We start from the raw sequence: 12,294 nt of genomic DNA, 5'->3' as shown, positions 1-12,294 counted from the left end.
GCCGTCAACCGCCGGAATGACGGCGACGGGAACATAGATTAGTGCCCCCGGCGAGCGCTCGTTAGTCGATTCCTGTCGGCTTATTGCACAATCCTGCCGCAGCGCGTCATCCCTTCCGTGCGGTAGGCAGCCAGCGGTTTTTCCGATGATCCGGCGTTTTAAGCAAGCACGTTCCACGGCCAAGGCCGTCATCCGGCAGTCATATGCACTCACGGCAGGATCAGGCAAGAATTGCGCAGGATCCGGCTGGCGATCGCCATTGCCCAAACTTAAGCTATGTCTCGTTGAACGTGACTTTCCGAGGGGATCCTGCATGCCACTGTCCGAACATCCGCAAGAACCGATCCCCCTGGAGATGGAAAAACAGCGCCTGGAACTGGCCGATATCATTCGGCGCCATGCCGTCGAGGATGGCAACTACCAGACCGCCGTCGGCTCGCTGGTGCTCGGGCGCCACAGCCATCCCTATGATTTCGCCCCCGTCCTGGCACAACCTGCGCTGTGCATCATGGCCCAGGGCCGCAAGGAAATCCGCCTGGGCGACGGCCATTTCATCTATGACCCGCTGCATTATCTGGTGGTCTCGGTGTCGATGCCCCTGGCCGGGCGGGTGGTGAATGTCTCGCCCGAATCACCGATCCTCGCCCTGCGCCTGGATATCGACCCCAACGAAATCAGCGCGCTGATCGCCGAGGCCGGGCCCTTGGGCGTGCCCAGCCGGCCGACCGGACTTGGGCTGTATGTCGAGCGCGTGGACACGCAGATGTTCGACGCCCTGTTGCGCCTGGCGCGGCTGCTCGATGCACCGAAGGACATCCCCATGCTCGCGCCGCTGGTGCGCCGGGAAATACTCTATCGACTGCTGCGTAGCCCACAGGGGCATCGGCTGTATGAGATTGCGATTGCCAACAGCCAGGGGCATCGGGTGAATCAGGCGATCAAGTGGCTGAACGGCAACTTCGAGCAGCCGCTGCGCATCGATGACTTGGCACGGGAGGTCAACCTGAGTGTTTCGACCCTGCATCACCGGTTCAAGGCGATGACCGCCATGAGCCCGCTGCAATACCAGAAGCAACTGCGCCTTCAGGAAGCGCGGCGCTTGATGCTCGCCGAAGGACTGGATGCCTCGGCGGCGGGTTATCGGGTCGGCTACGAGAGTCCGTCGCAGTTCAGCCGCGAGTACAGCCGGCTGTTCGGCGCCCCACCGCTCAGGGATCTGGCGCGGCTGCGCCAGAGTGTCTGAACAGCGGGCCCTTAGCGGGCCCGCACCACGTGCTTGATCTCCTGGAATGCCTGTAGCCCCCAAGGTCCCAGCTCACGGCCCAGGCTGCTCTTCTTGTAGCCGCCCCACGCGGTCTGCGGGAAAATCACCTGCGGTGCGTTGATCCATACCAGGCCGGCCTGCAAGGCATTGGCAATGCGGTCCGCCGCCTCGCCATCGGTCGTGACCACACTCGCCACCAGGCCAAAATCGCTGTCGTTGGCCAGGACGATCGCCTCGGCCTCGCTGGCAAAACTGCGCACGCACACTACCGGCCCGAAGATTTCCTCGCGCCACAATGCGCTGTCCAGCGGCACCTCGGTAAATACCGTCGGCTGCAGGAAATAGCCACGGGACAGCTCTGGCGGACGCCCGCCACCGCAGACCAGCCGCGCGCCCACGCTCAGCCCGCGGTCGATATGCCCCAACACCCGCTGGTACTGCGCCTGGTTGACCAGCGCCCCCATCTCCACATCAGGGTCGAACGGGTCGGCCACGCGAATGGCTTCGGCCCGCGCCTTCAGGCGCAGCAGGAACTCGTCGGCGATCTCGTCGGCCACCAGCACCCGGCTGGTCGCCGAGCACATCTGCCCGGCATTGAAGAACGCGCCACCGCTGGCGACTTCCACCGCCAGCTCAAGGTCGGCATCGGCCATGACCAGCAGCGACGACTTGCCACCCAACTCCAGGCTGACGCCCTTGATGGTTTCCGCCGCCCGCTGCATGACCTGGACACCCACCGCATTGCTGCCAGTAAAGGAAATCTTCGCCACCCGCGGGTCGGCCGAAAGCGGCGCCCCCACTGCCAGCCCGGTGCCGCAGACGAGGTTGAACACCCCGGCCGGCAAGCCGCTGTCGGCAATGATCGAAGCCAGCTCCAACTCCGCCAGCGGCGTCACCTCCGACGGCTTGAGTACCACGCAGCAACCCGCAGCCAAGGCCGGCGCGAGCTTCCAGGCGGTGGTGACCATCGGGAAATTCCACGGCACGATCAGGCCGACCACGCCGCAGGGCTCGCGACGCACGCGGGCGGCGAAATCGTCGCTGGGCAGCGCCACTTCCTGGTCCTGGCGCTCATCCAGGCCCTCGGCCAAACCGGCGTAGTACTCGAAGGTGGCGATCACGTCATCGACGTCGATGGCCGCCTCGAATAGCGGCTTGCCGTTGTTGGTCGACTGCAGCTGGATCAGTTTTTCCCGGCGCTCGCGCACGCCTTCGGCAATCTTGCGCAGCACCGCGCCACGCTCGGCACCACGGCTGGCCGACCAGCCGGCAAATGCCCGCAGCGCCGCCGTCACCGCCTGCCCCACCGCCTGTTCATCACCACCGGAAACACTGCCGAGCAGCGCCTCGGTCGCCGGGTTGATCACCCGCAACTGCTCGCTGCCGGAACGCCACTGGCCATCGATGTAGAGGCCGTCCTGATTCATTTGCGCTTTCATCACACCACCATTCCTTTCATCCAGAGAGCCTGGTCGACTTCAATCAGTGTCGGCCCCGAACGCGCCGCCGCCGTCCGCAATGCGCTGCGCAGGCTTTCCTCAGTGCCTGCCGCCTCGGCGGCGCAGCCCAGCCCCTTGGCTACCGCAACGAAGTCCGGGGTATGGATATCCACGCCCACCGGGGTGATGGCGCGGTTGACCATGTATCGCTTGATCTCCTCGTAACCCTGGTTATTCCACAGCAGGACAATCACCGGCGTGTTCGCCTCGACCGCGCTGGCCAGTTCCGGCAGGGTGAATTGCAGGCCGCCGTCACCGATCAGGCAGACCACCGCGCCGCGCTCGTCACGCCTGGAGGACCGGCCGAGCCAGGCACCGATTGCCGCCGGCAAGGCGTAGCCGAGGGTGCCGTAGCCGGTGGATGAGTTGAACCAGCGCCGCGCATGCCGTGGGTTCAGGGTCAGGTTGCCGGTGTACACCGGCTGGGTCGAATCGCCCACCAGCACCGCATCCGGCAGCACGTCGAGAATGGTTTCGAGAAAGCGGGTCTGAGCACAGGTCGGCAGGTCCCACTGGCTGTCGAGTTCGGCCCGCAGGGCGGCGGCACGCTGCGGTCCCCAGTCGTCACGACGCGGCGCCAGGTTCCTGCCATCGAGCGCGGCGAGTAGCGCTTCGGCCGCCACCTGGGAGTCGGACACCAGGGCGACCTTCGGCGGGTAATTGCGCACGGTCTGGTCCGGGTCGATATCGACGCGCAACAAGGTGCCGGGAATCTCGAAACCACCGGCGAAGGTGGTGTCATAGTCGGTTTCCGCCAGTTCGGTGCCGATCGCCAGCACCACGTCGGCCTCGGCCACCAGCGCGCGGGTGGCGACCTGGGTCTGGGTCGAGCCGATCAGCAACGGATGTTCGCCCGGCAGCATGCCCTTGGCGTTGATGGTCAGGGCCACCGGTGCCTCAAGCTGTTCGGCGAGGCGAGTCAGTGCTGGCGCGGCATCGATGGCACCACCACCGGCCAGAATCAGCGGACGCTGGGCGCTCGCGAGCAGCTCGGCCATCTGCGCCACCGCGGCCGGCGCCGCACCGGCACGGGAAATGTTCACCGGCTGGCTGCCGAGCAAGGCATCGGCATTTTCCACCAGCACGTCGAGCGGAATCTCGATATGCACCGGGCGCGGCCGCCCGGCCTGGAACAGGGCGAACGCCCGGGCCAGCACCGCCGGCAGTTCTGCCGCCGACATCAGCGTGTGGGAGAACGCGGCCACGCCAGCCACCAGGGTGCCCTGGTTCGGCAACTCGTGGAGCTTGCCGCGCCCGCCGCCCAACTGGCTGCGCGATTGCACGCTGGAGATCACCAGCATCGGGATCGAATCGGCATAGGCCTGGCCCATCGCGGTGGTGATGTTGGTCATGCCGGGGCCGGTGATGATGAAACAGACACCCGGCTTGCCGCTGGTGCGCGCATAACCGTCGGCCATGAAACCGGCGCCCTGTTCATGGCGCGGGGTGATGTGCTCGATGGGCGAAGCCGCCAGGCCGCGGTACAGCTCCACGGTATGCACGCCGGGAATGCCGAACACCTGCTCGACCCCGTAGCCTTCGAGTAACTTGACCAATACTTCGCCGCACGTCGCCATCTGTTCCACCCTTATTGTTCGTCTTGACCGTGGCAGCGCAGGCCACGGCGGTGGCGATATTGGAGCGTCTGGGCAATGGCGGGCACAACGCAAAAATAGTCATACTAGCCATGTCCTGTCGTCATGCCTGAGTCCGCCATGAAACGTCTTCCGCCACTGCCGGCGCTGCATACCTTCCTGATCACCGCCCAGTGCTGCAACTTCACCCGGGCCGCCGAGCAGTTGCATATCACCCAGGGCGCGGTGAGCCGGCAGATCGCGGGGCTGGAGCAGCACCTGGGCTACGCGCTGTTCCAGCGCCAGGCCCGTGGCCTGAGCCTGACGCCCCAGGGGCGCGAAATGTTTCCACGGATACAGGAGGTGTTCCGCCAGATCGAGGACGCCGTCGAACAGGTGGGCGCCCAGCATCCGGCACTGAAGCTCAAGGCGCCGATCTGCATGATCCGCTGGCTGCTGCCGCGCCTGCTGCAATGGCGCAAGGAGCGCCCGGACGTGCCGGTGGAACTGACCACCAGCCTGCAGCACGGCGTCGATTTCCGCCGCGAGGACTTCGACGTGGCGGTAATCTACGGCACACCGCCAGGACCGTCGGTGACCGCCTACCACCTGTTCGACGAGCAACTGACGCCGGTCTGCTCGCCGCAGTTGAAGCAGGGTGCGATCGCCCTCGAACAGGTCAGCGACCTGGAACAGCACACCCTGTTGCACCCCACCCTGGACCAGCAGGACTGGCAGACCTGGCTTGATGCCGCCGGGGTGAGCCTGGGCAATATCGGCCGGGGCCAGCATCTGGAGACCATGGACGTGGCGATGTCCCTGGCATCCCAGGGCACGGGCGTGGCGATCGGCGATTGGGCGTTGATCGGCGAGGACCTGAGTGCCGGACGGCTGATGATGCCGTTCGAATTGCGGGTGCGTACGGGGCAGGCGTATTACCTGGCGTACCCGAAGCGCTCGGAGGGATCGGCGGCGTTGCATGAACTGCGGGAGTGGCTGGTCGGCCAGGCGACGCAGCGGATGGACATGTAGGGGCGGCCAACCCACGTTGGCCGCCCCACGACGGCGTCAGTAGCCGACAGCGAAACGCTGGCGCGAATGAGCCGGTTTCTCGATTTCATCCAACAGCGCGATTGCGTAGTCGGCGAAGGTGATCCAGCTGCGACCTTCGGCACTCACCAGCAGGTGATCCTTGCCCAGGCGGAAACTGCCGGTGCGCTCGCCTTCGACGAACTCGGCCGATGGCGACAGGAAGGTCCAGTCCAGCTCCTGCTCCTGGCGCAGGGTTTCCAGGAATGCCGCGCCAGCGCTGGCTTCAGCCTTGTATTCAGCCGGGAAACCGGGGCTGTCGATGACCCGGCTGTTATCCGGCAGCAACAGCGAGCCCGCCCCTCCCACCACCAGCAGGCGTTTTACCCCGGCCTTCTTCACCGGCCCGGTTACCGCCGCCGCCGGCAAGGTGGCGAAGTGCGCCGCACTGATCACTACGTCGTGGCCGGCAACCGCCGCTTGCAGCGCTGCGGCATCCAGGGCATCGACCGCCTTGCTGGTGACGCCGGGGCGAGCCGCGATCTTCGCCGTGTTGCGGGCGATGGCCGTCACGCTGTGACCGCGACGCAGGGCTTCTTCCAGCAATTGGCTACCGGCACGACCGGTGGCACCGATGATTGCAATCTTGCTCATGACACTCTCCAGTTCCAATCGAATGACGCTGTGCGTCGAGGGGGTCGTCCTGCCTTGGGAACAGGACGGTTGATTCGCAAAACTTTCCGTCAGTGGCCGAACCGGCTCACCACTTCATTTCGCCCTTGGCGACCTTGGCGCTGAGTTCCAGCGAGGACTCCTCGCCGAGGTTCGGATAACGCTGCTTCATGGCCGCGATCAGTTGCGCGGAGTCCTTGGCCTTGGCCGTTTCTTCGTCGAAGGCCTTGATGTAGTCCGCCGTGAACTGCGCGGCGGCCACCGAGTGCGGGCCATCGCCGAGGTAATGGCCCGGCACCAGGACCTTTGGTTGCAGCGCCTGGATCCGTTGCAGGGTAGCCAGCCAATCCTGATGGGATTGGGCGGTCTGGGTGTCGGCCATCCACACATGGATGCCCTGCGCCACTACCACGCCGCCAACCACCGCCTTCAGCGACGGGATCCAGACGAAGCTGCGATCCGGCTGCGGGCCATCCAGGCCGATTACATCCAGTTCACGCCCTTCCAACATCAGCCGATTGCCCTTGAGTACCTCGGGCACGATGGTCTTGGCAGGAACGTCGGCACCCATTTTCGGGCCCCAGAACGCCAGCTTGCCGTCAACCGTGGCCTTGATGTGGGCCACGGTCGGCGCCGAGGCCAGCACCTTGGCCTTGGGGAACGCGCGGGTGATGGTGTCCAGGCCGAAGTAGTAGTCCGGGTCGCCGTGGCTGATGTAGATGGCGGTCAGTTGCTTGCCGCTGGCGCGGATCTTCTCCACCACCTGTTCGGCCTGGGCCTTGCCGAACTGGGCGTCGACCAGCACCGCTTCCTGGCTGCCACTGACCAGCACCGAGCTGACCGGGAAGATCGCCGAGGTGCCGGGGTTGTAGACATCCAGGGTCAGCGCCGGCTCGGCCGCTGCCCCATGGGCCGCGAAACCCAGCACGGCGCTGGCGAGCAGGAGGCGGCGAAGTGTGGTGAATCCAATCATGTGATGCTCCGGTATCCGTGGGCCGTGATCGGCGATGGAGAGAGCTTAGTTGCCCGAACCGATACAAAAAATGCGATGCTGGGACATAGTTTGTTTCTCAAAGCGAGCAAATCATGGATCGTCTCACGGCAATGCGGGTGTTCGTCACCGTGGTGGACCTGGGCAGCCAGTCGGCGGCGGCCGACCACCTGGAGCTGTCACGCCCGGTGGTGTCGCGCTACCTGGCGGAACTGGAAGACTGGATCGGTGCACGACTGATGCATCGCACCACCCGCAAGTTGAGCCTGACCGCCGCCGGCAGCGAGACCCTGCCGCGCTGCCGGCAGTTGCTGGAACTGTCCGGCGACATGCAGGCAGCCGTGAGCATTCCCGACGAAGCGCCCCGTGGCCTGCTGCGGATCAGCGTCAGCACCTCGTTCGGCCAGGCCCAGTTCGCCGACGCGATGACCGAGTACGTCCGGCGTTTCCCCGGCGTCAACGTCGACCTGCAGATGCTCGACCGCACCGTCAACCTGGTGGACGAACGCATCGACCTGGCGATCCGCGCCAGCAACGACCTGGACCCGAACCTTATCGCCCGGCGGCTGACCGTCTGCCGCTCGGTGATCTGTACCTCGCCGGCCTACCTGCGCGAACACCCGACGCCACAGCGGGTGGAGGACCTGAGCCGCCATAACTGCCTGACCCACTCCTACTTCGGCAAGAGCCTCTGGCACTTCGAGCAGGACGGCGAGCCGGTGTCGGTCCCCGTGCAGGGCAACATCAGCGCCAACGAGGCCAGCACCCTGCTGCGGGCTGCCGTGGCCGGCGCCGGCATCTCGATGCTGCCGACCTACCAGGCCTGGGAATACCTGCGCAGCGGCGAACTGGTGCGCCTGCTGGCCCATGCCGAACCGCGGACCATGGACATGTACGCGGTGTACGCCTCGCGCAAGCACATGCCAGCGACGCTGCGCAGCATGCTCGATTTCCTGGTGGTGCGCTTTCCCGAGACTCCGGCCTGGGACAAGGACCTCTGATCACCGATAAAGCTGGCAAGTCGCGGCAACTGACCTAGTCTTCAACTCAGTACCTTCTAGCGAACCGAGTTCGACAGTCAGAGGTCTGCGCCATGAATATTCTTAGAACAAGAAAGTGTGCTGCCGTGCTTGCCATCAGCGCCGTCCTGGCACTGTATGCCACCGCTGCCTGGCGGGTTGAACAGACCAGACAGGCCCCCCGCTCCGTCGCCACCTGCAACCTCGAGCACTGCGTACCGCATACCGCGAGCCTGAGCGCGCTGAGGTAAGCACGCTAGCGGGCGATATCGGCGCGAAAGGCGCTGGGCGACAGCCCGGTCATGCGCCGGAAGAACCGGGCAAAATAGGCCGGATCGGCAAATCCCAGCTCGTCCGCCACCCGGCCGACACTCATGCGCGTGTAGATCAGGTTGCGCTTGGCCTCCAGCAGCAGCCGCTGGTGGATCAGTTGCAACGCCGACTGCCCCGCCCATTCCCGGCAGATGCTGTTCAGGTGCGCCACGGAAATCCCGACCTGATGGGACAACTGCTCGACCGTCGGATGCTGGCGAAAATTCGCTTCGACCAGCCCGTTGAAACGGCTCAGGTACTCGCGCCCACGCTCGGCTGACTGCCCGGCCGCCTCGCGGTGGATCACCTGACGACTGAGCCATACCAGCAATACACTGACCAGCGAGCGCAGGAGCATGTCCCGCGCCGGCTGGTTCGCCGCGTATTCACTCTGCAAGGCGCTGAACAGCCGATTGAGGTAAGCGCGGTCGCGGCCAGCCGGATAGCTCGCGGCCAGCGCCAGCGCGTCCGGCGAACTGCCCAGTTGCTGTTGCAACTGCGTCACCAGCGGCGCCGCCAGGGTCAGCACATACCCATCGATGTTCTCGGAAAACTGGAAACCGTGTACGCACAACGGCGGTACCACCTGGATCGCCGACTCGCGCAGGGTACTGCGCTGCCCCTCGATATCGACCCGGGCCTGGCCCTTGTTGAGGAACAGCAACTGGCAGAGATCGGCATGCCGATGCGGCTGGATTTCCCAATGATGCAGGCGGCTGCGCTTGGGAATGGTCTCGCAGTGCAGTAGGTCCGGGGCGATCCAGTCCTGGTTTTCCCCGTAGAGCTTGAACACCGGAATCGGCGCCGCCACTGGCTTGTTCATCAGCGCATGAGTCCTGGGCGATAATCGCCCTTATTGTTGAAAAGCACCGATAAAGCCGCATTTTTCACCTTCTAAAACGCCTTTTTCAAGCGAAAAATGCAAGCACAACCATAACAACCCACTCACCGGCGCGCCGCGTGAGGCTTGCAGGGAAAACAACAATGAAAACTCAAGTCGCCATTATCGGTGCCGGTCCGTCCGGCCTGCTGCTCGGCCAGTTGCTGCACAATGCCGGCATCGACACCGTGATCATCGAACGCCAGGCTCCGGACTACATACTCGGCCGCATCCGCGCCGGCGTGCTGGAACAGGGCATGGTCGACCTGCTGCGCCAGGCCGGGGTCAATCGCCGGATGGAGGCCGAAGGCCTGGTTCATGGCGGCTTCGAGTTGGCCTTCGATGGACGCCGGGTACATATCGATCTCAAGACCCTGACCGGCGGCAAGAGCGTGATGATCTACGGCCAGACCGAAGTCACCCGCGACCTGATGGCCGCCCGCGATGCCGCTGGCGCGCAGACCATCTACAACGCCGCCAACGTCCGCCCCCATGGCATGAAGACCGACGCACCCTGGCTGACCTACGACAAGGATGGCCAGACCCACCGCCTGGACTGCGACTACATCGCCGGATGCGACGGCTTCCACGGCGTGGCCCGACAGTCGATCCCGGCCGAGTCGCTGAAGGTCTTCGAACGGGTCTATCCCTTCGGCTGGCTGGGGATTCTCGCCGACACCCCGCCGGTCAGCGAAGAGCTGGTTTACGCCAACCACGAACGCGGCTTCGCCCTGTGCAGCATGCGTTCGCCGACCCGCACCCGTTACTACGTGCAGGTGCCGGCCGACGAGAAGGTCGAGGACTGGTCCGATGCGCGCTTCTGGGACGAACTCAAGGCGCGCCTGCCGGACAGCCTTGCCCAGAGCCTGGTCACCGGCCCATCGATCGAGAAGAGCATCGCCCCACTGCGCAGCTTCGTGGTCGAGCCCATGCAGTATGGCCGGATGTTCCTGGTCGGCGACGCCGCCCACATCGTCCCGCCCACCGGCGCCAAGGGCCTGAACCTGGCGGCAAGCGACGTCAGCACGCTGTTCGACATCCTGCTCAAGGTCTACCGCGAGGGGCGCCAGGAGTTGCTGGAACAGTATTCGCAGGTCTGCCTGCGGCGGGTGTGGAAGGCCGAGCGCTTCTCCTGGTGGATGACCTCGATCCTGCACCGTTTCCCCGACACCGACGCCTTCAGCCAACGGCTGCAGCAGACCGAACTGGAGTACTTCGTCGGCTCCGAAGCCGGGCGTCGGACCATCGCGGAAAACTACGTCGGCCTTCCTTATGAGGCTATCGAATAGCAAGCTATCGAGTAAACTGACACGCATCCCCGCACACACACCACCGCCCGTGTGCGGGCCCACTTCCGCGTGCAGGTTATACCGTGACCAACCTCAATCAGCCCGGCCAGACGAAGCCGGCGATTCGCAGCCTATTGATCGCCCTGATGCTGGCGATTTTCCTCGGCGCCCTCGACCAGACCATCGTCGCCGTGTCGATGCCGGCCATTTCCGCGCAGTTCAAGGATGTCGGCCTGCTGGCCTGGGTGATTTCCGGCTACATGGTCGCCATGACGGTCGCCGTACCGATCTACGGCAAGCTCGGCGACCTGTATGGCCGCCGCCGGCTGATGCTGTTCGGCATGGGCCTGTTCACCCTGGCCTCGCTGTTCTGCGGCCTGGCCCAGAGCATGGAGCAACTGGTACTGGCGCGGATCATCCAGGGCATCGGTGCTGGCGGCATGGTTTCGGTCAGCCAGGCGATCATCGGCGATGTCGTTCCGCCACGGGAACGTGGCCGCTACCAGGGTTACTTCAGCAGCATGTATGCGCTGGCGAGCGTCGCCGGCCCGGTGCTGGGCGGCTACATGACCGAATACCTGTCGTGGCGCTGGGTGTTTTTGATCAACCTGCCACTGGGACTCGGGGCCTGGTGGGTGGCCCACCGGGTGCTGGTCGGCCTGCCGGTCCCGCAGCGCAAGCCGATCATCGACTACCTCGGCACACTGCTGATGATCGTCGGCCTGACCGCCCTGCTGCTGGGCATCACCCGGATCGGCCAGGGCCACCCCTGGAATGACGGCGATGTGCTGGGCCTGCTGGCCACGGCGGTGATCGGCCTGACGCTGTTCGCCCTGCATGAGCGGCGCACCGCCGAACCGCTGCTGCCGATGCACCTGTTCGTCAACCGCAATACCGTGCTGTGTTGGTGCACGGTCTTCTTCACCAGTTTCCAGGCGATTTCCCTGACCGTGCTGATGCCGCTGCGCTTCCAGAGCGTCACCGGCGCCGGCGCCGACAGTGCGGCGCTGCACCTGCTGCCGTTGGCGATGGGCCTGCCCATGGGCGCCTACTTCGCCGGCCGGATGACCTCGGTAACTGGCTACTACAAGCCGTTGATTCTGAGTGGCGCGCTGCTGATGCCGCTGTCGATTCTCGGCATGGCTTTCACCGCGCCCCAGGCGGTGCTGCCGAGCAGCCTGTTCATGCTGCTGTGCGGCATTGCCGGTGGCCTGCAATTCCCAACTTCACTGGTCGGCACGCAGAACTCGGTGGAACAGCGCGATATTGGGGTCGCCACCAGCACCACCAACCTGTTCCGCTCACTTGGCGGCGCCGTTGGCGTGGCATTGATGTCGGCATTGCTGCTGGCGCTGGTGCAGGATTCCGGCCTGACGCACCTGGCCGGGACAGCGATGATCGGCGAAGGCAGTTCAGGCAATGCCCTGCTCGACGGCCTCAACGCCGCCTCCGGCCCGGCGCAGGAAGCGCTGCGCGCCGAGTTGCTGCTGACCTTCCGTCACCTGCTGTTGATCAGCGCCGGAGTCGCCCTGCTGGGCCTGGCCGCCGCCATCGCCATGCCCAACCGGGTGCTACGTGGGCGGGAAGACAAGGCCCGCTGACCGCTTGTGGCGAGCGGGCTTGCCCGCGCTGGGGCGCAAGGCGCCCCCAAAGCCTGCGAGCGCGGTGTGCCAAATGAACGCGGGAAGCCGGTCTGCGGCTGCCTTGCAGCCGAGCGTGGGCAAGCCCACTCGCCACAGGTAAAGCCCCCCGCCCTGGTGTTCAC

10 protein-coding genes are annotated in these 12,294 nt (G+C 65.2%); 5 read left to right on the top strand and 5 right to left on the bottom strand.

All coding sequences use genetic code 11. The annotated features are described in order from the left end of the window. Nucleotides 1–313: 313 nt before the first annotated feature. The gene (locus AC6I6U_RS11580; protein ID WP_497882075.1) at nucleotides 314–1,243 is read left to right on the top strand and encodes an AraC family transcriptional regulator; all 930 of its coding nucleotides are present in this window, start codon (nucleotides 314–316) and stop codon (nucleotides 1,241–1,243) included. 11 nt (nucleotides 1,244–1,254) lie between these two features. Here the strand turns inward: AC6I6U_RS11580 and AC6I6U_RS11575 are convergent, their stop codons facing one another. Both AC6I6U_RS11575 and AC6I6U_RS11570 read right to left on the bottom strand, forming a co-directional pair. Next, nucleotides 1,255–2,703, bottom strand: a complete 1,449-nt coding sequence (locus tag AC6I6U_RS11575) for an aldehyde dehydrogenase family protein (protein WP_497883020.1) — start codon at nucleotides 2,701–2,703, stop codon at nucleotides 1,255–1,257. Further along, complete coding sequence (locus tag AC6I6U_RS11570) at nucleotides 2,703–4,340, bottom strand: 5-guanidino-2-oxopentanoate decarboxylase (protein WP_497882074.1); 1,638 nt, start codon at nucleotides 4,338–4,340, stop codon at nucleotides 2,703–2,705. The genes AC6I6U_RS11575 and AC6I6U_RS11570 overlap by 1 nt, the downstream gene beginning before the upstream one ends. 138 nt (nucleotides 4,341–4,478) lie before the next feature. Here AC6I6U_RS11570 and AC6I6U_RS11565 point away from each other — a divergent pair, with 138 nt between their 5' ends. Further along, a complete protein-coding gene (locus tag AC6I6U_RS11565; RefSeq protein ID WP_497882073.1) occupies nucleotides 4,479–5,369 on the top strand; it encodes a LysR substrate-binding domain-containing protein in 891 nt (296 codons plus the stop codon). A 36-nt stretch (nucleotides 5,370–5,405) separates the two neighbouring features. On the opposite strand, the gene AC6I6U_RS11560 is transcribed toward AC6I6U_RS11565, so the two are convergent. Next, nucleotides 5,406–6,020, bottom strand: coding sequence for an NAD(P)-dependent oxidoreductase (locus AC6I6U_RS11560; protein ID WP_497882072.1), 615 nt, complete (start codon nucleotides 6,018–6,020; stop codon nucleotides 5,406–5,408). Between the two features lie 106 nt (nucleotides 6,021–6,126). Next, the gene (locus AC6I6U_RS11555; protein ID WP_497882071.1) at nucleotides 6,127–7,011 is read right to left on the bottom strand and encodes an MBL fold metallo-hydrolase; all 885 of its coding nucleotides are present in this window, start codon (nucleotides 7,009–7,011) and stop codon (nucleotides 6,127–6,129) included. A gap of 113 nt (nucleotides 7,012–7,124) precedes the next feature. Here AC6I6U_RS11555 and AC6I6U_RS11550 point away from each other — a divergent pair, with 113 nt between their 5' ends. Further along, nucleotides 7,125–8,030 carry a LysR family transcriptional regulator gene (locus AC6I6U_RS11550; protein ID WP_497882070.1) on the top strand — a complete coding sequence of 302 codons (906 nt, stop codon included), beginning with the start codon at nucleotides 7,125–7,127 and terminating at the stop codon, nucleotides 8,028–8,030. Nucleotides 8,031–8,304: 274 nt separating this feature from the next. Here the strand turns inward: AC6I6U_RS11550 and AC6I6U_RS11545 are convergent, their stop codons facing one another. After that, nucleotides 8,305–9,183, bottom strand: a complete 879-nt coding sequence (locus AC6I6U_RS11545) for a helix-turn-helix domain-containing protein (protein ID WP_497882069.1) — start codon at nucleotides 9,181–9,183, stop codon at nucleotides 8,305–8,307. Nucleotides 9,184–9,344: 161 nt separating this feature from the next. Between AC6I6U_RS11545 and pobA the strand changes: the two genes are divergently transcribed. After that, nucleotides 9,345–10,529 (top strand): 4-hydroxybenzoate 3-monooxygenase, encoded by a 1,185-nt coding sequence (pobA, locus tag AC6I6U_RS11540; RefSeq protein WP_497882068.1) that lies wholly within the window; start codon nucleotides 9,345–9,347, stop codon nucleotides 10,527–10,529. 83 nt (nucleotides 10,530–10,612) lie between these two features. Further along, nucleotides 10,613–12,130, top strand: a complete 1,518-nt coding sequence (locus AC6I6U_RS11535; protein ID WP_497882067.1) for an MDR family MFS transporter — start codon at nucleotides 10,613–10,615, stop codon at nucleotides 12,128–12,130. Nucleotides 12,131–12,294: the final 164 nt, after the last annotated feature.

This window comes from Pseudomonas sp. UTLPPB19802 (genome assembly GCF_059730225.1).
Note: the sequence above shows the minus strand (reverse complement) of the source record. Positions and strands in the feature narration are given on the sequence as shown.

What these genes read in the sequence shown, in the direction of transcription:
- AC6I6U_RS11570 (WP_497882074.1), bottom strand. Translation starts at nt 4,340, where the DNA reads ATGGCGACGTGCGGCGAAGTATTGGTCAAGTTACTCGAAGGCTACGGG.
- AC6I6U_RS11560 (WP_497882072.1), bottom strand. Translation starts at nt 6,020, where the DNA reads ATGAGCAAGATTGCAATCATCGGTGCCACCGGTCGTGCCGGTAGCCAA.
- pobA (WP_497882068.1), top strand. Translation starts at nt 9,345, where the DNA reads ATGAAAACTCAAGTCGCCATTATCGGTGCCGGTCCGTCCGGCCTGCTG.
- AC6I6U_RS11550 (WP_497882070.1), top strand. Translation starts at nt 7,125, where the DNA reads ATGGATCGTCTCACGGCAATGCGGGTGTTCGTCACCGTGGTGGACCTG.
- AC6I6U_RS11545 (WP_497882069.1), bottom strand. Translation starts at nt 9,183, where the DNA reads ATGAACAAGCCAGTGGCGGCGCCGATTCCGGTGTTCAAGCTCTACGGG.
- AC6I6U_RS11580 (WP_497882075.1), top strand. Translation starts at nt 314, where the DNA reads ATGCCACTGTCCGAACATCCGCAAGAACCGATCCCCCTGGAGATGGAA.
- AC6I6U_RS11565 (WP_497882073.1), top strand. Translation starts at nt 4,479, where the DNA reads ATGAAACGTCTTCCGCCACTGCCGGCGCTGCATACCTTCCTGATCACC.
- AC6I6U_RS11555 (WP_497882071.1), bottom strand. Translation starts at nt 7,011, where the DNA reads ATGATTGGATTCACCACACTTCGCCGCCTCCTGCTCGCCAGCGCCGTG.
- AC6I6U_RS11575 (WP_497883020.1), bottom strand. Translation starts at nt 2,703, where the DNA reads ATGAAAGCGCAAATGAATCAGGACGGCCTCTACATCGATGGCCAGTGG.